This is a genomic window from Microbacterium sp. NPDC060132, from assembly GCF_042729675.1.
In the GTDB taxonomy this organism is placed as follows: domain Bacteria; phylum Actinomycetota; class Actinomycetes; order Actinomycetales; family Microbacteriaceae; genus Microbacterium; species Microbacterium sufflavum.
In genome coordinates this window covers 2,595,139-2,614,642 of sequence record NZ_JBHWXU010000001.1, presented here as the reverse complement: position 1 = coordinate 2,614,642, position 19,504 = coordinate 2,595,139, and the positions used below count along the sequence as shown (strand labels likewise).

Below are 19,504 nucleotides of genomic sequence, written 5' to 3'. Positions count from 1 at the left end.
GATGGTCGGTGTGCTTCAAGCGCAAGCGCTCGCGGGCGAGCGGCGGGCACTCCCCAACACTATCAGAATCCAAGGGTGCCCTAAGACCGCGGAGCGTCGTCCGCCGGGCCGGTGGAGCCGCCGTTCGCGGCGCCGGGCGCGCGGTCCTCCGGCACCTCGGTCGGCAGCGTGGTGTCGCTCACGTTCGGCAGGCGCATCTGGGTGAGCACCACCACATCGATCACCAGCGACATCACCACCCCCGCGACGATCGAGAGGAAGAACACCATCGGGTCGAGCCACGGCTGCCCCGACAGCAGGATCATCACCAGCACGAACACGCCGAGCTTGAGCAGCCAGCCGCCCAGGACGATCGCGAAGAACAGCTGCACGTACAGCGGGTCGCCGTACCACCGGTTCGCGATCAGGATGCTGATACCCGTGATCGCGAGGAACAGCGCCGCCAGCAGCACGCCGAGAAGGCCGCTGACCAGCCCCTCCCCCTGGGCGACGGCGAAGCCGATGCCGCCGGCGAGCAGCGCCAGCACGACGGTCGCCACCGCCGACCAGACGAGGGTGCGACGCAGGATCGGCGTGCTGGAAACGGGACTCGGGCTCATCGGGGCTCCACGGGGGTCGGGTCGGGTTCAGCGGCCGCCGGCGCCTTGCGGCGGCGGGTGGGACTCAGGGTGATGACGAGGCAGGCGGCGATGCCGACCACGCCGAAGCCGACACCGGGAAGGTACTGGCCGGGCCAGTCCTCTCGCGCACCGACGTACATGAGGAGGACGGCGAGGGAGATCACAGCCGTCCACGCGTAGAAGATGAGGACGGCGTCGCGGTCGCGGTGGCCGAGGTCGAGCATCCGGTGGTGCAGGTGCTTGCGGTCGGGCGAGAACGGCGACCGACCCGCGCTCATCCGCCGCAGCACCGCGAGCCCGAAGTCGAGCAGCGGCAGCAGCACGACCAGCAGCGGCAGCAGGATCGGCAGGAACGCGCCGACGAGCTGCGACCGGCCGAGGCGATCCGGCTCCAGCGCCGACGGATCCATCTGCCCGGTGATCGCGATCGCGGACGTCGCCATGAGCAGGCCGAGCACCAGCGCACCGGAGTCGCCCATGAAGAGCTTCGCCGGGCTCCAGTTCAGCGGGAGGAAGCCCAGGCACGCCCCGATCAGCACCGCCGCGAGGAACGTGGAGAGGTTGAAGTAGCTGGAGGCGCCGGAGTCGCGCGTGAAGATGTAGGAGTACGCGAAGAACACGCCGTTCGAGATCAGGCACACGCCCGCGACCAGGCCGTCCAGCCCGTCGATGAAGTTGACCGCGTTCATCACGATCACGATCGCGAACATCGTGATGGTGATGCTCAGCCAGCTCGACACGACGATCAGGTCGCCGAAGGGCAGCGACAGGATCTGCAGTCCCCCGCCCACGGTGATGATGCCTGCGGCCAGGAACTGCGCACCGAGCTTGATCATCCAGTCGAGGTCCCACAGGTCGTCGACGACGCCGATCACCGCGATCAGCAGCGAGGCCGCGAGGATCGCCCACATGGTCTGCGGAGGCGTCCAGATGCTCTGGAAGAACGGGTTGGCGGCCGACACCGCGAACGCCGCGACGATGCCGAGGAAGATGGCCACGCCGCCCAGCCGCGGGGTGGGCGTGGTGTGCACGTCGCGCTCGCGGATGCCCGGGTACAGCTTGAAGCGGAGGCTCAGCCGCCACACCGCCCACGTCAGCACGAAGGTGATGGCGGCGGTGACGATGATCGTGAAGAGGTACTGCTTCACGAATCCCCGTCCTGCTCCTGCTGCTGCTCCGGCTCGAGCAGCTCGCCCAGGACCTCGTGCAGCTGCTCGCGCGTGACGACGCCGTGCCGCAGGATCCGCACGACCCCCTCGCCGTCGTCGGCGCCGCGACGCACGAGCGAGGTCGCGTCGACGATGGTCGAGGCGATGCCGTTCGCGCTCATGCCGTCGGCGAGGTACACCGCCACGCTGTCGCCGAGCATCTTCTCGGCGTCGAGCGCGGAGATCGCCGCGTCCCGTCCCGTGAGGTTCGCACTGGACACGGCGAGCGGCCCGGTCTCGGCCAGCAGCTCCAGGACCACCCGGCCCTCCGGCATGCGCACGGCGACGGTCCCCTGGGTCTCCCCCAGGTCCCACACCAGCGACGGCTGCGCGGGGAGCACGATGGTCAGCCCGCCGGGCCAGAACGCGTCGACGAGGCGCTGCACCGGCTCCGGAACCGACTCGGCCAGGGCCGTCAGGGTCTCCTTGCTGCCGATCAGCACGGGCGGCGGCTGATCGCGCCCTCGACCCTTCGCGTCGAGCAGACGCTGCACCGCCGTCGGCGAGAACGCGTCGGCGGCGACGCCGTACACGGTGTCGGTGGGGATGACGATGAGGTCGCCGCGGCCGATCGCCTGGCGCGCGTTGCGCATTCCGGCGAGCAGCTGCGCCTCGTCGCGGCAGTCGAAGATGGGGGACATGACGGTTCGATTCTATGCGGGACGGACGTCGGAGATGCTCGGAGACCCCTGATCAGGGCCGGATCGCGGTGGTCGCACGGTCGCGCAACGTCAGATCGCGGTGCGTGGCCGCGGCGCGCCAGCCGTCCGCCGTGAGCAGCTCGCGGATCTCCGCGCCCTGCAGCTCCCCGTGCTCGATCACCAGCACGCCCCCCGGGCGGAGCAGACGCAGCGCCCGGTCGCTCAGCACCCGCACGACGTCGAGCCCGTCCGCGCCGCCGTACAGCGCGAGCGCCGGATCGAACAGGCGCACCTCGGGGTCGCGCGGCACCGCGGCATCGGGGACGTACGGCGGATTCGAGATGACCACGCTGGCGGTGCCGTCGAGCTCGGGGAACGCCTCGGCCAGGTCGGACAGCACGAGCGTGAGGTTGCCGGTGCCGGCGACGTTGCGTGCCGCCCAGGCGTGGGCCTCCTCGGACAGCTCCGCGGCGAAGATCCGCGCGTGCGGCACCTCGGTCGCCATCGCCAGGGCGATCGCGCCGCTGCCCGTGCCCAGGTCGACGCCGACCGGGGCGGCCTCGCCCGAGTTCAGCAGGGCGTCGATCGCGAACTGGGCGACGGTCTCGGTCTCCGGCCGCGGGATGAACACCCCGGGGCCCACCGACAGCTCCAGGTGCCGGAACGGCGCGACACCCGTGAGGTGCTGCAGCGGCTCCCGCCCGGCGCGACGGGACACCAGGCGGGTCAGCGCGGCCTGCTGCTCCTCGTCGATGCGGTCGCCCCGCACGATCGCCGCCTGCACCTCGCCCCGCCGCCGGTCGAGCACGTGCGCGGCCAGGAGCTCCGCGTCCACGAGCGGGTCGGGGACACCGGCATCGGCGAGGCTCTGCGCGGCGGCGCGCACGACGGCAGCGAGCGAGGAGTCGGGCATGCCTCCAGCGTAGAGCGCCCGCACCCGTCACATTGCCCTCCCCCACAGGCCGCTCCCGTAGTCTGGGAGCCGCAGCGACCCGTGAAGGAAGGCCTCACCCATGCCCGGTATCCACTCCGACATCACCACCGCTTTCGGCAACACCCCGCTCGTGCGCCTGAATCGGGTGACCGAGGGACTCGGGGCCACCGTGCTCGCGAAGCTCGAGTTCTACAACCCGGCCTCCAGCGTCAAGGACCGCATCGGCATCGCCATGATCAACGCGGCCGAGGCGTCGGGAGAGCTGAAGCCGGGCGGCACGATCGTCGAGTCCACCAGCGGCAACACCGGCATCGCCCTCGCCATGGTCGGCGCGGCCCGCGGCTACCGCGTGATCCTCACGATGCCCGCGTCGATGTCGAAGGAGCGCCGGGTGCTGCTCAAGGCGTTCGGCGCCGAGATCGTGCTCACCGACCCCACGAAGGGCATGAAGGGGGCGATCGAAGAGGTCAAGCGCATCGTCGACGAGACCCCCGGCGCGATCTGGATCCGCCAGTTCGAGAACCCCGCCAACCCGCAGATCCACCGCGAGACGACGGCGCAGGAGATCCTCCGCGACACCGACGGCGCGGTCGACATCTTCATCGCCGGCGTCGGCACGGGAGGCACGGTGACCGGCACCGGGCAGGCGCTCAAGGCCGCGAAGCCCGGCGTGCAGGTCATCGCCGTCGAGCCCAAGGACTCCCCCGTGCTGACCGAGGGGCACCCCGGCCCCCACAAGATCCAGGGCATCGGCCCGAACTTCGTCCCCGACGTGCTCGACCGCGACGTGCTCGACGAGATCATCACGGCGGAGTTCGACGAGTCGCTGCGGGTCGCGCGCGAGCTCGCGGCGAAGGAGGGCCTGCTGGTCGGCATGTCGTCCGGTGCCGCGGTCGCGGCCGCGCTGACGGTCGCCGCGCGACCAGAGAACGCCGGCAAGACGATCGTCGTGATCATCCCCGACACCGGTGAGCGCTACCTCTCCACCGCGCTGTTCGAGGACCTGCGCGAAGACTGAGACCGCCGATGGGACTGATCGCGCGAATGCGCGAGGACATCGCCGCCGCACGCCTCCGCGACCCCGCCGCGCGCACGTCGCTCGAAGTGGCCCTGCTCTACCCCGGCCTGCACGCCATCTGGGCGCACCGGGTCTCGCACGCGCTGTGGCGTCGACGGCTGCGACTGCTCGCCCGCGCGGGGTCGCAGCTGTCGCGCTGGCTCACCGGCGTGGAGATCCACCCCGGCGCGCGCATCGGCAGGCGCTTCTTCATCGACCACGGCATGGGCATCGTGATCGGCGAGACCGCGGAGATCGGCGACGACGTGCTGATGTACCACGGGGTCACCCTGGGCGGACGCACCCGCGACGTCGGCAAGCGGCACCCGACGCTCGGCGACGGCGTCGCGGTCGGAGCCGGCGCGAAGATCCTCGGCCCGGTGACGGTCGGCGACCGCTGCGTCATCGGGGCGAACGCGGTCGTCACGAAGGACGCCCCCGCGGATAGCGTGCTGGTGGGTGTGCCGGCGAAGCCGCGTCAGCGCACCGCGGGCGAGGACACCAGGGCCCTGCTGACCGCCCCCGACTACTCCATCTGACGCCCGGCACGGGGCGCACGCCTCGCGCCGCGCGCCTCGAGTCGGCGCCGCAGGAACAGCCACGGGAGCAGCACGCTGCCGACGGCCGTGACCAGCCACACGATCACCGACCCCAGCAGCCACCCGGTCAGATCGGTGATGCGCAGACCGCCGATCGGGAGCAGCACGACGACCAGGAGCGCGATGAAGGTCGACACGATCCCGATGCCGCCCATCAGCACCGGCGCGTAGCGATCCGCGAGCCTGCTGACCCACGGTGACAGCACCGTCTGCAGCACCGCGAACACGAGGATGCACACCACGAAGCCCCACCACTGGCTCCACTGGATCTGGAAACCGTCGAGCAGCACGTCGGCCGCGAGCAGACCGAGGCCCGCCGACACCAGATACAGGAGAGCGCGGAACAGGAGGGTGATCACGGGGCCGAGCATAGCGGCACCGAGAGGCCGCACTCAGGAATCGGATCCCACCGCGGCGAGCCGCGCCTCCTCATCGGCCGCGATCGCGCTCTCGATGATCGGATCGAGCGCGCCGTCCATCACCTGGTCGAGGTTGTATGCCTTGAAGCCGGTGCGGTGGTCGGCGATCCGGTTCTCCGGGAAGTTGTACGTGCGGATCCGCTCGGAGCGGTCCATGCCGCGGATCTGCGACTTGCGCGCATCCGAGGCCGCCGCGTCGAGCTCCTCCTGCTGCTTCGCCAGCAGCCGCGCGCGGAGCACCCGCATCGCGGCCTCGCGGTTCTGCAGCTGCGACTTCTCGTTCTGCATCGACACGACGATGCCGGTCGGCACGTGGGTGATGCGCACCGCCGAGTCGGTCGTGTTGACGGACTGCCCCCCGGGGCCCGAAGAGCGGAACACGTCGATCTTCAGGTCGTTCTGGTCGATGTGGATCTCCTCCGGCTCATCGACCTCCGGGAAGACCAGCACCCCGGTGGTGGAGGTGTGGATGCGGCCCTGGGACTCCGTCGCCGGTACCCGCTGCACGCGGTGCACGCCGCCCTCGTACTTGAGGTGCGCCCACACGCCCTGGGCCGGATCGGACGAGGAGCCCTTGATCGCGACCTGCACATCCTTGTAGCCGCCGAGGTCGGACTCGTTGCGCTCCAGCAGCTCGGTCTTCCAGCCCTTCGACGCGGCGTACTGGATGTACATGCGCAGCAGGTCGGCGGCGAACAGCGCCGACTCGGCACCGCCCTCCCCCGCCTTGATCTCCATGATCACGTCGCGGGCGTCGTCGGGGTCGCGCGGGATGAGCAGTCGGCGCAGGCGTTCCTGCGCGGCCTGCACGCCCTCCTCCAGCGCGGGGACCTCGGCGGCGAACGCCTCGTCCTCGCGCGCCAGCTCCCTCGCCGCCTCCAGGTCGTCGACCGCCGCCGTCCACGCCTCGTGCGCCGCGACGATGCGCGACAGCTCGGCGTAGCGGCGGTTGACGCGCTTGGCGCGGGCGGCGTCGGCGTGCACCGCCGGGTCGGAGAGCTCCTCCTGCACCCGGCGATGCTCGTCGATCAGAGTCTGGACGGACTCGAACACGTCGCGTCTCAGCGGATGTTGTTGTCGTGCCCGTGCGCGCCCGAGGGCAGCGTCGGGATCGACTTCTGCATCTGGACCAGGAACTCCACGTTGGAGTGGGTCTCCTTGAGCTTGCCGAGCACGACCTCGAGAGCCTGCTGCTGGTCGAGGCCGGCGAGGGCGCGACGCAGCTTCCAGGTGATCTTGACCTCGTCGGCCGACAGCAGCATCTCCTCGCGGCGGGTGCTCGACGCGTTCACGTCGACCGCCGGGAAGATGCGCTTGTCGGCGAGAGCACGCGACAGCCGCAGCTCGCTGTTGCCGGTGCCCTTGAACTCCTCGAAGATGACCTCGTCCATCTTGGAGCCGGTCTCGACGAGAGCGGTGGCGAGGATCGTGAGGGATCCGCCGTTCTCGATGTTGCGCGCCGCGCCGAAGAAGCGCTTCGGCGGGTACAGCGCCGACGCGTCGACCCCACCCGTGAGCACGCGACCCGACGCGGGGGCGGCCAGGTTGTAGGCACGGCCGAGGCGCGTGATGGAGTCGAGCAGCACGACCACGTCGCGGCCCAGCTCGACCAGGCGCTTGGCGCGCTCGATCGCGAGCTCGGCGACCGTGGTGTGGTCTTCCGCGGGGCGGTCGAAGGTCGAGGCGATGACCTCGCCCTTCACGGTGCGCTCCATGTCGGTGACCTCTTCGGGGCGCTCGTCAACGAGCACGACCATCAGGTGCACCTCGGGGTTGTTCTGCGCGATCGCGTTGGCGATCTGCTGCAGGACGATCGTCTTGCCGGCCTTGGGCGGCGCGACGATCAGGCCGCGCTGGCCCTTGCCGATCGGCGCGACGAGGTCGATGATGCGCTGCGTCAGCTTCTCGGGCGCGGTCTCCAGGCGCAGGCGCTCCTGCGGGTAGAGCGGCGTGAGCTTGCCGAACTCCACGCGGGTCGCGGCGTCGTCGACCGAGAGGCCGTTGATCGAGTCGACCTTCACGAGCGCGTTGTACTTCTGGCGCCCCTGCTGCTCGCCCTCGCGCGGTTGCTTGATGGAGCCGACGACGGCGTCACCCTTGCGCAGGTTGTACTTCTTGACCTGGCCGAGCGAGACGTAGACGTCGCTCGGGCCGGCGAGGTAGCCGGTGGTGCGCACGAACGCGTAGTTGTCGAGCACGTCGAGGATGCCCGCGATCGGGATCAGGACGTCGTCCTCGCCGATCTCGGTCTCGAACTCGTCGACCGGCGTGCCCCCGCGGCGCTTGTTGCGCTGGCGGTTGCGGCCGTTGCCGTTCGCCTGGTCGTCGTCCGACGCGGCGGGCTGCTGCTCCTGGCCGCCGCCGCCCTGACCGCGGCCACGGTTGCGGTTGCGGCTCCGGCTGCGCCCACGGCCGCCCTGCTCCTCGCCGCCGTCGGCATCGGAGGAGGAGTCCTTCGACGGCGCATCCTGGCCGGCGTCGTCGCCACCCTCGGCCGCCTCGGCACGGCGGTTGCCGCGACCGTTGTTCTTGGGGCGCTCGGCGCGAGCGTCGTCGCCCTTGGCGTCGTCAGCCTGCGGAGCGGTCTCCGCGGCGCCGCTCGGGGCGTCGGCGGATGCCGGTGCGGCGGCGCCCTCACCCTGCTCGGCGGCGGGCGCCTCGGCCTCGGTCTTCTTGGTGCGACGACCGCGACCCGTCTTGGGCGCCTCGGCGGGCGCCTCGGCGGCAGCCGGAGCCTCGCTCGCCGCGGGAGCCTCCGTCGCCTCGGCGGCCGGGGCATCGGCATCGGTCTTCTTCGCCCGCGAGCGGCGCGGGGCCTTCGCCTTGGGCGCTGCCTCGCCGGACTCGGCCTCGGCGGGTGCCGCGGCCGACTCCTCGGCCGACTTCTCGGCCTTCGCGGCGGCGGTCGCCGTGGTCGCCCGGCGCGGAGCGCGCTTGCGCACCGGCGCGGACTCCGCGGTCTGGACGGCGTCGGCCACCGGAGCAGCCTGATCGTTCTGGGTCTCGGAGAGGTTCTCCACGAGTACTCCCTTATAGGTCATGGGATATGAGCGTGAACGCGCACAACGGGTGCTGCGCACGATCGCACGGGCTGACGCTCGGCGTCAGCCAGCCTCGGCACTTGTGCCTCAAGGGTTTGCGTGCGGGTCTTGCAAGAGTTGCAATGGGGCCAGATTCACGACGTTACGTGGAGCCCTCCGCTCGATCCCCCACTGTACCACCACGAACGTCGACGGCGAGCAGCAGCGCCTCCCACGGGGTGTCGGTCACACGATCGGCGAGTTCCACCGCGTCCTGACGGCTGCCCGGGCCGTCGGCGAGCACGAGCACGCTGGGGCCCGCACCCGACACGACCGCGGCGAACCCGGCCGCGCGCAGCGCCTGCACGAGCCGCTGCGTCTCGGGCATCGCCTCGGCGCGGTAGTCCTGGTGCAGCCGGTCGGCCGTCGCATCGAGCAGCAGCTCAGGGCTCTGCATGAGCGCCGCGACCAGCAGGGCGGAGCGCGACAGGTTGAACACCGCATCGGCCGTCGACACGTGCGGCGGCTGCAGCGACCGCGCCTGCGACGTCGACATCGTGTAGGCGGGGACGAGCACGAGCGGCGAGACGCCCCGGTGCACGAGCAGCTTCTTGTGCTGCGGTCCGCGCTCGCCCATCCACGCGATCGTGAGCCCGCCGAACAGCGCGGGGGCGACGTTGTCGGGGTGACCCTCGATCTCGGTCGCCAGACGCAGCAGGTCGGTGTCGGACAGATCCACGTCGCCCGCCAGCAGACCCTTCGCGGCCAGGACGCCCGCGGCGACAGCGGCACCCGACGACCCGAGTCCGCGGCCGTGCGGCACGCCGTTCTCCGCGACGATGCGCAGCCCGGGGACCGGGCGCCCGACGTCCTGGAACACGTAGGCGACCGTGCGGACGATCAGGTTCGACGCATCGCGCGGGATGTCGTCCGCGCCCGACCCCGTGACCTCGATCTCCAGCTGTCCGGCCGGCAGGGCGGTGACCTCGAGGTGGTCGTACACGCTGAGCGCCAGGCCGAGCGTGTCGAAGCCGGGGCCCAGGTTGGCACTGGTCGCTGGCACCGTGACCTCGACCGTGCGGCCGAGGATCGAGCGCTGCTCCTCCGGCGCCAGGGCGGCCACGGTGCTCACTCGCCTTCCACCCGCAGCACGGACACGACGCGGGCGACGACGTCGCTGCCCGCGAGGACCGCGACCGTGTCGCTCAGTGCCTGCTCCGTCGCGCGGTGCGTGCCGATGATGAGGCGGGCGGTCGGCTCGTCCTCACCCTCGACGGTCTGCACGACCGTCGCGACCGAGACGCCGCCGTCGCTGAGGATGCCCGCGACCGTCGCGAGCACGCCCGGCGCATCGGAGACCTCGAGCGTGATCTGGTAGCGGGTGGTGACGTGACCGATCGGCACGATGGGGAGGTTCGCCCTGGTCGACTCCCCCACCCCGACGCCGCCCGCGATGTGGCGCCGCGCGGCCGAGACCACGTCGCCCAGCACGGCAGAGGCCGTCTGCACGCCGCCGGCGCCCGCGCCGTAGAACATGAGCGAGCCGGCGGCCTCCGCCTCGACGAACACGGCGTTGTTCGCGCCGTGCACGGAGGCCAGCGGGTGGGTCGCGGGGACCAGCGCCGGATACACGCGCACCGAGATCGACTCGGCACCGTTCGCCTCGATGCGCTCGCACACCGCGAGCAGCTTGATCACGAAGCCCGCCGCGCGCGCCTCCTCGATCATCGACGGCGTGATCGAGGTGATGCCCTCGCGGTGCACCGCGTCGAGCGGGACGGCGGTGTGGAAGGCGAGGCTCGCGAGGATGGCGGCCTTCTGTGCCGCGTCGTAGCCCTCGACGTCGGCGGTGGGGTCGGCTTCGGCGTATCCCAGGCGCTGCGCATCGGCGAGCACGTCGGCGAAGTCGGCCCCCTCGGTGTCCATCCGGTCGAGGATGTAGTTCGTGGTGCCGTTCACGATGCCCATGATCCGCACCACGCGGTCGCCCGCGAGCGAGTCGCGCAGCGGCCGGATGATCGGGATGGCACCGGCCGCGGCGGCCTCGTAGTACACCGAGGCGCCCACGCGGTCGGCCGCCTCGAACAGCTCGGGCCCGTGCGTCGCCAGCAGCGCCTTGTTCGCGGTGACGACGTCGGCACCGGAGCCGATCGCCTGCAGGATGTTGGAGCGCGCCGGCTCGATCCCGCCGATCAGCTCGATCACGATGTCGGCGCCGAGGATGAGCGACTCGGCGTCGGTCGTGAACAGCTCCTTCGGCAGCTCCACGTCGCGCGGGGCGTCCACATCGCGCACCGCGATGCCCGCGAGCTCGAGGGCGGCTCCCGCGCGATCGGCGAGCTCGTCGCCGTGACGCAGCAGCAGCGCCGCCACCTGGGAGCCGACCGCTCCGGCGCCCAGCAGCGCCACGCGAAGTCGTCGGTAGTCAGTCATGCGTGCTCCTTCAGGGGGTGGGTCATCGGTCTCCCTCGGGGGCGTCGGCCCCGTCGATGCCCGCATCGCGGGCCAGCAGGTCGTCGACGGTCTCGCCGCGGACGATCACCCGCGAACGGCCGTCGCGCACCGCCACGATCGGCGGTCGCGGGACGTGGTTGTAGTTGCTCGACAGCGAGGCGCAGTAGGCGCCCGTCGCGGGAACGGCCAGCAGGTCGCCCGGTGCGAGGTCGGCGGGAAGGTACTCGTGGTCGACCACGATGTCGCCCGACTCGCAGTGCTTGCCGACGACGCGGCTCAGCTGCGGCTCGCCCTCCCCCGTGCGCGATGCCAGCCGCGCCGAGTAGCTGGCGCCGTACAGGGCGGTGCGGGCGTTGTCGCTCATCCCGCCGTCCACGCTGACGTAGCGGCGGGTCGCCCCGGAGGCGATCGTCACGTCCTTCGTGGTGCCGACCTCGTAGAGGGTCACTCCGGCCGTGCCGATGATGGCCCTGCCCGGCTCGAACGACAGCGCGGGCACGGGGATGCCCCTGGCCGCGCAGCCCTCGGCGACCGCGGCCACGATGGCGGCAGCGAGCTCGTCGATCGGCGTGGGGTCGTCGACCCGGGTGTACGCGATGCCGAAGCCGCCGCCGAGGTTGAGCTGCGGCACCGGTCCGTGCTCCAGGAGCGCCGCATGCAGCTCGAGCACGCGCGACGCCGACTCGCGGAACCCGGCGACGCCGAAGATCTGCGAACCGATGTGACAGTGCAGACCGGCGAACTCCAGCCCGGGGATCTCGCGGATGCGGGCGACGGCGGTCTCCGCCTCGGCGAGGGGGAAGCCGAACTTCTGGTCTTCGTGGGCGGTCGCGAGGAAGTCGTGGGTCTCGGCGTGCACGCCGCTGATGACGCGCACCATGACCCGCTGCACCGCATCGGTGCGGGCCGTGATCGCGGCCAGCCGCTCGATCTCGATCGCGCTGTCGACCACGATCGTGCCGACGCCCACCTGCACCGCGCGCTCCAGCTCGGCGACCGACTTGTTGTTGCCGTGGAAGCCGAGCGACGCGGGCGCGACCCCGGCGGCCAGGGCCACCGCGAGCTCGCCGCCCGTGCACACGTCGACGCGGAGCCCCTCGTCGACGACCCACCGGGCGACGGTCGTGCTCAGGAACGCCTTGCCCGCGTAGTACACCTGCGCCGTGGTGCCGTGCTCCGCCGCGGCCCGGTCGAACGCCACCCGGAAGGCGCGCGCCCTGGTGCGGACCTCGTCCTCGTCGAGCACCAGGACCGGGGTGCCGTAGGTGCGGGCGAGCTCGGTGGCGCGCACGCCGGCGAGCACGAGGGCTCCGTCGTCGTCACGGCGGGCCGACGCCGGCCACACACCGCTCGCGAGATCGTTCGGGTCATCGGGGACGAGGAGCCATTCCGGGGCGAGCGAGTCGGCAGGAGCAAGCACGGAGCACCAATCGTGGGTCGGGTCTCGGGCGGAGGGCGCACATCGAGTTGCCCCCGATTCTAGGGCAACGCCCCGATCCGCCTGCGCACGGTGACAGCCCGCGTCAAGCCCCTGGGGACCCCCGTCGCGGCTCTCCTAGGGTGGGGGCGTGGCAGACACCGACGCAACAGACGCTCACACCCGATCCGACGGGCCGTCGCGGCCCGGACTCGTCGCGCGCATCACAGGACCCGTCATCGCCTGGGCCCTCGCGCGTCGCCCCGTCCGCGCGGCCCTGCTGTACTCCGAGCGCCGCGGCCCGATGCTGGCCGACAGCGTCACCTACCGTGCACTGTTCAGCGTGTTCGCTGGCGTGCTGCTCGGGTTCTCGATCGCGGCGCTGTGGCTCGCGGGCAACCCCGACGCGTGGCGCGCGATCATCGACGCGGTGCAGGCCGCCGTGCCCGGACTGATCGGCGACGACGGCGTGATCGATGCGAAGGACCTCCGCGCCCCGGCATCGCTCTCCGTCGCCGGGCTGGTCTCCCTGGTCGCGCTGATCGGCGCGGCGCTCGGGGCCATCGGTTCGCTGCGCACCGCCATCCGCGTGATCGCCGGGACCGTGCAGTCCGACATCCTGTGGATCTGGGTGATCGTGCGCAACCTGCTCCTCGGACTCGGCATCGGCGTGGCATTCGTGCTCGCGGCCGCGCTGACGTTCATCGGGCAGCTCGGCGCCACGTGGGTCGCTGACCTCCTCGGTCTGCCGTCGGACTCCCCCGCGGTCGCCGTGACGGTGCGGCTGCTGTCGCTCGTGGTGGTGTTCGCGCTCGACGCCGCGCTCATCGTCGGCGCGTTCCTCCTGCTGTCCGGGGTGCGCCCCGCGGCGCGGTCGCTGTGGGCGGGGGCGCTGCTCGGGGCATTCGGTCTCATCGTGCTGCAGGAGCTGTCCGGCCTGTTCGTCGGCGGTGCCACGAGCAACCCGCTGCTGGCGTCGTTCGCCTCGCTGCTGGCCCTGCTGATCTGGCTCAACCTGTCGACGCAGGTGATCCTCGTGGCCTGCGCGTACATCGTCACCGCCGAGGAGGAGCGCAAGGACCGGCTGCACGAGCGGTTCGGCGCTCGGACGTTCGTGCAACGCCGGCTGCAGCGCGCCGAGGTGGACGTGCAGGTGGCGACCGCGGAGCTGCGCGAGGCCCAGCGCGCCGCCGCAGAGGAGGCCGGGACCGGCGCCGCACACGAGGACCGCTGACCGCGCGACCCTCGTTGTGACCAGAACTGCTAGTTTGGTCACAACGAGAGGACACGCATGACTCCCACGCGGACGCGCATCAGCCTCCCCGGCGCCGAGGTCTCACTGTGCGAATGGACCCCGACGCACGAATCCGGCTCGCCCCTCCTGCTGCTGCACGGCGGCGGAGCCGACAGCGCCGAGCTCTCCTGGGGCGGCATCGGCCCGCAGCTCGCCGCCGCCGGGCACCGGGTCCTCGCGCCGGACCACCCCGGCTTCGGGCACAGTCCCCGTCCGGAGTGGAGGCTCACGCAGGAGCGGCTGGTGCACTACGTGGGCGAGCTCGTCGACGCGCTGCGCCTGAGCGACTACGCCGTCGCCGGGCTCTCCCTCGGCGGTGGTCTGACCGTCGGGCACCTCCTCGACCGCCCCGGGCAGGCACGCGCGGCCGCCCTGCTCGGCTGCTACGGGCTGATGCCGCGGCTGGCCGACGGTCCGCTCGGCGCCCTCACCCACTTCTCCACCTTCCTGCTGCTGCGCTCCGGCCTGCTCTCCGCGATGACGCGCTCGTACGCGCGCAACGCCACCGCGATGGAGAAGGGTCTCGCCGACCTGGTGCGCAGCCCGGAGGCGCGCACGCCCGAGCTCGTCGAAGCCGTGCTCTCCGAGGCCGCCACGGGCACCGGGCTCGCGACGTTCGGCGAGTGGCAGCGCGACCAGGTGCGGTGGAACCGACTGCGCACGGTGTACACCGACCGGCTGCCGTCCGTGCACACGCCGACGCTGCTGGTGCACGGCGACCGCGACTCCGGTGTGCCCCTCGACCGCATCCGCACCGCTGCGCGCCTGCTGCCCGACGCCCGTCTGGTCGTGGTCCCCGGCGCCGGCCACTGGGTGCAGCGCGATCGTCCCGACGTCGTCACCGCGGCGCTGCTCGAACACCTCGACGGGCGGGCGGATGCCTAGACCGCTCATCCCCCACCGCCGCGACCGCATCCTCGACGCGGCCGAGCGGCTCGTGCTCGCCCGCGGCTTCGACGCCATGAGCATCGCCGCCGTCGCGGAGGACGCGGGGATCGCGAAGGGCGCCGTGTACCGGGAGTTCACGTCGAAGCGCGACGTGCGCGACGCCCTGCTCCAGCGCGGCAACGCCCGCATCGCCGCGCGCGTGGAGCAGGAGCTCGGCGCGCACCCCTCGCTCGCCGCCGCATATCGTGCGACCGCCCGCGCGCTGCTCGACGACGAGCTGATGACCGCGGCGTTCCTCGACGACACCGGCGTGCTCGGGGCGCACGTCGCGGAGGAGCAGGACGGACGGTACCGGGAACGACACGAGCGCGTGATCGCGTGGGTGCACGACCTGCAGCGACGCGGGCTCGTCGTCGCCGACGTGGCGCCGGAGTCGCTCGCCCTCGCCCTGTCGAGCGCCACGCTCGGCCTGCTGTCGGCCGCGCGGCTGCTCGGCCCCCTCAATCGCGATCGACTGGAGAGCACGATCGACACCATCGGCCGCATGGCAGCCACGTTCGAGAGGCAGTGACGTGCACCACGAGACTTCCGGCCCCGCCGGCCCACGACCCCTTCTCCTGCTGCACGGTGGCGGGGTCGCCGGGTGGATGTGGGACCCGGTGCGCGCCCGGCTCGGCGAGCAGCAGCGGGTGATCGTGCCCGACCTGCCCGGCCACGGCGCGAGTGCGACCGAGCCGTACGTGTCGCACGCCGCGACCGTCGACGCGCTCACCCGGCTCCTGGAGCACGAGTCCGCCCCCGCGACCGTGGTCGGGTTCTCGCTCGGCGCGCAGTTGACCGTGCTGCTCGCGGCGCAGCGCCCCGACCTGGTCTCCGACGCGGTGGTCATCAGCGCCCAGGCGGAACCGGCGCGCGCGATCGGCCCGACCCTCGCGCTCCTGCGGGCGACCGCCGGGCTGGCGAAGAACGAGCACTTCGCCCGGCTGCAGGCGCGGGAGCTGTTCGTGCCGGACGACCTGCTCCCCGCCTACCTGCGCACCTCGGCCGGCATCTCGCGCGAGACCCTGGTGACCGCGGTGGCGGAGAACCTGCGCTTCGCTCCGCCGCCCGCGTGGTCGCAGTTCCCCGGCTCGGCGCTCGTCCTCGTCGGACAGAACGAGAAGAAGCTCATGCACCGTTCCGCCGCGGCACTGCACCGCGCGCTCCCCGGCAGCACGTTGGTCACGGTCGACGGCTGTGGCCACGGCATCCCGCTGCAGCGGCCCCAGTGGCTCGCCGAGCTCCTGCGGGCCCGGATGGACGGACCGCGCGCCGAGACCGGGTAGCCGGTCAGCGCGGGCAGGTGCCCTTCTCCTGCAGCGCCTCGTCGGTGACGATCGCGCCGTCGACATCCACGTCGATCACGGCGGCATCACCGGAGATCTGCAGCCCGGTGAGGGTGAGCCCGGCCGGCAGCTGATCCGCGATGCAGACGCGACGCGGCTCCGTGAGGCCCTCGCCCAGTCCGCCCAGGGACGAGCCGACGCGGGACAGGTCGATGTCGATCCCGCCGACGCTCGCCGCCACGGGGGTCAGCTCCAGATCGCCGTCGACCGCGCCCGGGGTGAGCGTGATCGACACCGGCACCGCGGTGCCCAGCACGTCGAAGGAGCCGCCCAGCGTGGCATTCGGCTCGTCCAGCTCGACGGAATCCACCGGGAGGTCGGTCGTGGCCAGCAGCGCCGTGAACTGCTCCTGGTCGATGCGGATCGTGCCGTCGGCGCCGCCGAGGTCGCCGCCGCGCAGGGGCACGCCGGTCGCGGTCACGTCGGCCGCGCCGGTGATGCCCTCCAGGGTCACCGCGTCGGTGGACAGGTGCAACGTCTCGAGGCGTCCGCCGATGAGCTGCGGCAGGAGCAGGCCCGTGGTCTCCACGTCGAGCTGCTGATCCGCCGGGAGGTCGAGCTGCTCGATCACGATCGACCGCACCACGCCGGGAAGCACGGCGCGGGCGATGAGCTCCGCCGCCACGACGAGCACCGCGAGCACCACGACCACGATCAGCACGACCCACGGCCACCGCGGCCGTCGCCTGGCCTTCTCCGGCTGCGGCGCCGCCGCGTCGGGGATCACCAGCGTCGGGTGCTCCCGCGACGGCTCGGGGTACGGCAGCGTGTGGTTGTCGTCGCTCATGGTGTCATCCTGCCGCACGGGCGGCCGGTCACATGCGCTCGGGAGCCGAGACGCCCAGCAGGCCGAGGCCGTTGCGGAACACCTGACCGGCGGCGTCGTTCAGCCACAGGCGGGTGCGGTGCACGCTCTCGACCGGGTCGTCGCTGAGCGGGATCACGCGGCAGTTGTCGTACCAGCGGTGGTACAGGCCCGCGAGCTCCTCCAGGTAGCGGGCCACGCGATGGGGTTCGCGCACCTGAGCGGCGAACGCCACGATGCGCGGGAACTCCTGCAGCGCGCCCAGCAGGGCGGCCTCGCTCTCGTGCGTCAGCGTCTCCGGCGCGAACTCGGAGCGGTCGACACCGGAGTCGGCGGCGTTGCGGGCCACGTTGTGCGTGCGCGCGTGGGCGTACTGCACGTAGAACACCGGGTTGTCGTTGGTGCGCTTCTGCAGCAGCTCGGGGTCGAGGTCGAGCGGCGAGTCGGCGGGCGAGCGCTCCAGCGAGTAGCGCAGCGCGTCGGTGCCGAGCCAGTCGAGCAGGTCGTCCATCTCGATGATGTTGCCCGCGCGCTTGCTCAGGCGGGCGCCGTTGATCGACACCATCTGGCCGATCAGCACCTCGACGTTCTTCTCCGGGTCCTCCCCCGCGGCACCGGCAACCGCCTTGAGGCGGTGCACGTAGCCGTGGTGGTCGGCGCCGAGCAGGTAGATCTTGTCGCGGAAGCCGCGGTCGCCCTTGTCGAGGTAGTACGCGGCATCGGCGGCGAAGTACGTGTACTCGCCGTTCGAGCGGCGGATCACGCGGTCCTTGTCGTCGCCGAAGTCGGTCGTGCGCACCCACACCGCGCCGTCCTGGTCGAACACGTGCCCCTGCTCGCGGAGGCGGTCGACGGCACGGTCGATCAGGCTCAGGCCCGACGCGTCCTTCGCGTGCAGCGTGCGCTCGGAGAACCACACGTCGAACGGCACGTTGAAGCGGTCGAGCGAGTGCGTGATCTCGGCGAGCTGGTACTCGTACGCGAGCTCGCGGGCGACGTCGAGCTGCTCGGCCTCGGGGAGGTCGAGCAGGTCGGGGCGGGCCTCGAGCACGCGGCCGGCGAGCGTGGTGATGTACTCGCCGGGGTAGCCGCCCTCGGGGGTCGGCTCGCCCTTCGCGGCGGCGAGCACCGAGCCCGCGAAGCGGTCCATCTGCACGCCGGCGTCGTTGATGTAGTACTCGCGCACCGCATGGGCGCCGCTCGCCAGCAGCAGGCGCACGATCGCGTCGCCCAGCGCGGCCCAGCGCGTGTGCGCGATGTGCAGCGGACCCGTGGGGTTGGCCGAGACGAACTCGACGTTGACGCTCACGCCCTCCTGCGAGGAGTTGGTGCCGTACGCGGGACCGGCATCGACGATGACCTTCGCGAGCGCGCCGGCCGCGGCTGCGTCGAGACGGATGTTGAGGAACCCGGGACCGGCGACCTCGGCGCTCGCGACCCCGTCGACGCGGACGAGTCCGTCGGCGATCTCCTGCGCCAGCTCGCGCGGGTTGGTGCCGAGCGGCTTCGCCAGGCGCATCGCGATGTTGGAGGCCCAGTCGCCGTGGTCGCGGTTGCGCGGACGCTCCAGCACCACGTCGGCGGCGGTGACCCCGAGCGGCTCGCCGGGACGTCGAGCCTCGGCGATCGGTGCGAGGACGGCGAGGATGGCGGAGGCGAGCGTTTCGGGGTTCATAGACTCCCCAGTTTACGGGCGCGGACGGGTGATCTCCGCCCCCGTGCGTCGCGCCGAATTTGCGTTCGGCCGACCGTGATCTACTCTCATGCCATGAAGGCCCCCGCCACCCGCCGCCGACTGCGTGCCGCCGGGGTCGCCACCGCACTGGTGCTCGCCGTCACGGCGGGCGTTCTGGGTGTGTGGCGGCCATGGACTCCCGCTCCCTCCGCCGCGCCCGTCGCCGCCGGTGACGACACCGCCACCGCGGCCATCGCTCCGGCTCCCCTCACGCTCCCCGACGACCCCACCGTGCTGGTCTTCGGCGACTCGTGGACCTACGGCTCGGCGGCCACGGATCCCACGCTCGGGTACGCGTACGTGCTCGCCGACCTGATCCACGGGCACACGGTCGTCAACGGCGTGCGCGGCAGCGGCTACCTCAAGCCGGGCCTCGACGGCCCCACGTTCGGGGAGCGGATCGCCGCCCTCGACCCCGCGATCGACCCCGACCTGGTGATCGTGCAGGGCTCCATCAACGACCGCGCCCAGGGCGAGGTGGGCTACCGCGACGCCGTGACCGCCGCCTGGGACGCGCTCACCGCGCTGTACCCGGAGGCCGCGATCGTCGTGCTCGGCCCCGCCCCGCACGAGCTCCCCGTCGGCACGCAGACCGCCCGCATCGACCACGACCTGTCCGAGCTCGCGGCCGCCCGCGGCTGGTGGTACATCTCCCCCGTGCAGCAGCACTGGATCACCGAGCAGAACTACCTCTCCGTGATCGACGTGGAGGTCGGACGCAAGCATCCGTCGACCGCGGGCCACCGCTACCTCGCCGAGAAGCTGGCCGCCGCGCTCGACGAGCTGCGGGCCGCCCCGGTCACCGAAGCGGGCGGGTCGGAGACCACCCCGGACGAGTGATAAGGTCGATCGGTACGCCTCCGTAGCTCAGTGGATAGAGCGCCGGTTTCCGGTACCGTAGGTCGCAGGTTCGACTCCTGTCGGGGGCACTAGGGGTTGTACGCGGATGGTATGTGAATACGTACGCGTAACCCCCAAGTACGAGAAAAGCCGCCTGGTTTCAGGCGGCTTTTCTCGTTGGAAGCACT

At 71.9% G+C, this 19,504-nt stretch carries 19 protein-coding genes and 1 tRNA gene; 8 read left to right on the top strand and 12 right to left on the bottom strand.

The annotated features are described in order from the left end of the window. Positions 1–80: 80 nt before the first annotated feature. Genes ACFWCH_RS12605 through prmC form a run of 4 tightly spaced genes read right to left on the bottom strand, consistent with a single transcriptional unit; the run spans position 81 to position 3,382 of the window. Positions 81–599, bottom strand: a complete 519-nt coding sequence (locus ACFWCH_RS12605) for a hypothetical protein (protein ID WP_136029281.1) — start codon at positions 597–599, stop codon at positions 81–83. Then, positions 596–1,768, bottom strand: a complete 1,173-nt coding sequence (locus tag ACFWCH_RS12600; RefSeq protein WP_136029279.1) for an MraY family glycosyltransferase — start codon at positions 1,766–1,768, stop codon at positions 596–598. Before ACFWCH_RS12600 ends, ACFWCH_RS12605 begins: the two co-directional genes overlap by 4 nt. After that, entirely contained in the window at positions 1,765–2,469 is a 705-nt protein-coding gene (locus tag ACFWCH_RS12595) for an L-threonylcarbamoyladenylate synthase (RefSeq protein ID WP_136029277.1), read from the bottom strand. Before ACFWCH_RS12595 ends, ACFWCH_RS12600 begins: the two co-directional genes overlap by 4 nt. 52 nt (positions 2,470–2,521) lie before the next feature. Continuing rightward, complete coding sequence (prmC, locus tag ACFWCH_RS12590; RefSeq protein WP_136035258.1) at positions 2,522–3,382, bottom strand: peptide chain release factor N(5)-glutamine methyltransferase; 861 nt, start codon at positions 3,380–3,382, stop codon at positions 2,522–2,524. A 100-nt stretch (positions 3,383–3,482) separates the two neighbouring features. On the opposite strand from prmC, the gene cysK reads away from it, so the two are divergent. After that, positions 3,483–4,421: a cysteine synthase A gene (gene cysK, locus ACFWCH_RS12585; RefSeq protein WP_136029273.1), complete on the top strand. Its 939-nt coding sequence runs from the start codon at positions 3,483–3,485 to the stop codon at positions 4,419–4,421. A gap of 8 nt (positions 4,422–4,429) precedes the next feature. Further along, the gene (gene epsC / locus ACFWCH_RS12580) at positions 4,430–4,999 is read left to right on the top strand and encodes a serine O-acetyltransferase EpsC (protein ID WP_136029271.1); all 570 of its coding nucleotides are present in this window, start codon (positions 4,430–4,432) and stop codon (positions 4,997–4,999) included. Here epsC and ACFWCH_RS12575 read toward each other — a convergent pair. The 6 genes from ACFWCH_RS12575 to lysA all read right to left on the bottom strand — a co-directional run bounded on the left by ACFWCH_RS12575 (position 4,987) and on the right by lysA (position 12,372). Further along, the gene (locus ACFWCH_RS12575; protein WP_136029269.1) at positions 4,987–5,418 is read right to left on the bottom strand and encodes a phage holin family protein; all 432 of its coding nucleotides are present in this window, start codon (positions 5,416–5,418) and stop codon (positions 4,987–4,989) included. The genes epsC and ACFWCH_RS12575 overlap by 13 nt on opposite strands. Before the next feature lie 33 nt (positions 5,419–5,451). Continuing rightward, entirely contained in the window at positions 5,452–6,531 is a 1,080-nt protein-coding gene (gene prfA, locus ACFWCH_RS12570) for a peptide chain release factor 1 (protein ID WP_136029266.1), read from the bottom strand. An 8-nt stretch (positions 6,532–6,539) separates the two neighbouring features. Continuing rightward, positions 6,540–8,519, bottom strand: a complete 1,980-nt coding sequence (rho, locus tag ACFWCH_RS12565) for a transcription termination factor Rho (RefSeq protein ID WP_168442780.1) — start codon at positions 8,517–8,519, stop codon at positions 6,540–6,542. A gap of 142 nt (positions 8,520–8,661) precedes the next feature. After that, a complete protein-coding gene (thrB, locus tag ACFWCH_RS12560) occupies positions 8,662–9,630 on the bottom strand; it encodes a homoserine kinase (RefSeq protein ID WP_247638649.1) in 969 nt (322 codons plus the stop codon). Beyond that, positions 9,627–10,931 (bottom strand): homoserine dehydrogenase, encoded by a 1,305-nt coding sequence (locus ACFWCH_RS12555; RefSeq protein WP_247638648.1) that lies wholly within the window; start codon positions 10,929–10,931, stop codon positions 9,627–9,629. Before ACFWCH_RS12555 ends, thrB begins: the two co-directional genes overlap by 4 nt. Positions 10,932–10,953: 22 nt before the next feature. Beyond that, on the bottom strand, positions 10,954–12,372 hold the full coding sequence (gene lysA, locus ACFWCH_RS12550; RefSeq protein ID WP_247638647.1) for a diaminopimelate decarboxylase: 1,419 nt from the start codon (positions 12,370–12,372) through the stop codon (positions 10,954–10,956). A gap of 148 nt (positions 12,373–12,520) precedes the next feature. Here lysA and ACFWCH_RS12545 point away from each other — a divergent pair, with 148 nt between their 5' ends. From ACFWCH_RS12545 to ACFWCH_RS12530, 4 genes are read left to right on the top strand one after another with little or no spacing between them, the layout of a single operon-like run. Next, on the top strand, positions 12,521–13,603 hold the full coding sequence (locus tag ACFWCH_RS12545) for a YihY/virulence factor BrkB family protein (protein ID WP_247638646.1): 1,083 nt from the start codon (positions 12,521–12,523) through the stop codon (positions 13,601–13,603). Between the two features lie 57 nt (positions 13,604–13,660). Further along, on the top strand, positions 13,661–14,548 hold the full coding sequence (locus ACFWCH_RS12540) for an alpha/beta fold hydrolase (protein WP_247638645.1): 888 nt from the start codon (positions 13,661–13,663) through the stop codon (positions 14,546–14,548). After that, positions 14,541–15,122: a TetR/AcrR family transcriptional regulator gene (locus tag ACFWCH_RS12535; RefSeq protein ID WP_136029255.1), complete on the top strand. Its 582-nt coding sequence runs from the start codon at positions 14,541–14,543 to the stop codon at positions 15,120–15,122. Before ACFWCH_RS12540 ends, ACFWCH_RS12535 begins: the two co-directional genes overlap by 8 nt. Position 15,123: 1 nt before the next feature. Next, entirely contained in the window at positions 15,124–15,876 is a 753-nt protein-coding gene (locus tag ACFWCH_RS12530; protein ID WP_247638644.1) for an alpha/beta fold hydrolase, read from the top strand. Positions 15,877–15,880: 4 nt separating this feature from the next. Here ACFWCH_RS12530 and ACFWCH_RS12525 read toward each other — a convergent pair whose 3' ends face one another. Both ACFWCH_RS12525 and argS read right to left on the bottom strand, forming a co-directional pair. Next, positions 15,881–16,723 carry a DUF2993 domain-containing protein gene (locus ACFWCH_RS12525; protein ID WP_247638643.1) on the bottom strand — a complete coding sequence of 281 codons (843 nt, stop codon included), beginning with the start codon at positions 16,721–16,723 and terminating at the stop codon, positions 15,881–15,883. Between the two features lie 28 nt (positions 16,724–16,751). Further along, positions 16,752–18,416, bottom strand: coding sequence for an arginine--tRNA ligase (argS, locus tag ACFWCH_RS12520; protein ID WP_136029249.1), 1,665 nt, complete (start codon positions 18,414–18,416; stop codon positions 16,752–16,754). Positions 18,417–18,509: 93 nt separating this feature from the next. Between argS and ACFWCH_RS12515 the strand changes: the two genes are divergently transcribed. Together ACFWCH_RS12515 and ACFWCH_RS12510 are read left to right on the top strand one after the other, a co-directional pair. Further along, positions 18,510–19,316: an SGNH/GDSL hydrolase family protein gene (locus tag ACFWCH_RS12515; RefSeq protein ID WP_136029247.1), complete on the top strand. Its 807-nt coding sequence runs from the start codon at positions 18,510–18,512 to the stop codon at positions 19,314–19,316. A gap of 16 nt (positions 19,317–19,332) precedes the next feature. Next, positions 19,333–19,405 (top strand) — tRNA-Arg (locus ACFWCH_RS12510). Positions 19,406–19,504: the final 99 nt, after the last annotated feature.

Bases quoted from the DNA above. Each gene is read 5' to 3' on its own strand.
- argS (WP_136029249.1), bottom strand. From the start codon at position 18,416: ATGAACCCCGAAACGCTCGCCTCCGCCATCCTCGCCGTCCTCGCACCG.
- epsC (WP_136029271.1), top strand. From the start codon at position 4,430: ATGGGACTGATCGCGCGAATGCGCGAGGACATCGCCGCCGCACGCCTC.
- ACFWCH_RS12555 (WP_247638648.1), bottom strand. From the start codon at position 10,931: ATGACTGACTACCGACGACTTCGCGTGGCGCTGCTGGGCGCCGGAGCG.
- prmC (WP_136035258.1), bottom strand. From the start codon at position 3,382: ATGCCCGACTCCTCGCTCGCTGCCGTCGTGCGCGCCGCCGCGCAGAGC.
- ACFWCH_RS12535 (WP_136029255.1), top strand. From the start codon at position 14,541: ATGCCTAGACCGCTCATCCCCCACCGCCGCGACCGCATCCTCGACGCG.
- ACFWCH_RS12540 (WP_247638645.1), top strand. From the start codon at position 13,661: ATGACTCCCACGCGGACGCGCATCAGCCTCCCCGGCGCCGAGGTCTCA.
- rho (WP_168442780.1), bottom strand. From the start codon at position 8,519: ATGACCTATAAGGGAGTACTCGTGGAGAACCTCTCCGAGACCCAGAAC.
- ACFWCH_RS12595 (WP_136029277.1), bottom strand. From the start codon at position 2,469: ATGTCCCCCATCTTCGACTGCCGCGACGAGGCGCAGCTGCTCGCCGGA.
- ACFWCH_RS12605 (WP_136029281.1), bottom strand. From the start codon at position 599: ATGAGCCCGAGTCCCGTTTCCAGCACGCCGATCCTGCGTCGCACCCTC.
- ACFWCH_RS12515 (WP_136029247.1), top strand. From the start codon at position 18,510: ATGAAGGCCCCCGCCACCCGCCGCCGACTGCGTGCCGCCGGGGTCGCC.
- cysK (WP_136029273.1), top strand. From the start codon at position 3,483: ATGCCCGGTATCCACTCCGACATCACCACCGCTTTCGGCAACACCCCG.
- ACFWCH_RS12525 (WP_247638643.1), bottom strand. From the start codon at position 16,723: ATGAGCGACGACAACCACACGCTGCCGTACCCCGAGCCGTCGCGGGAG.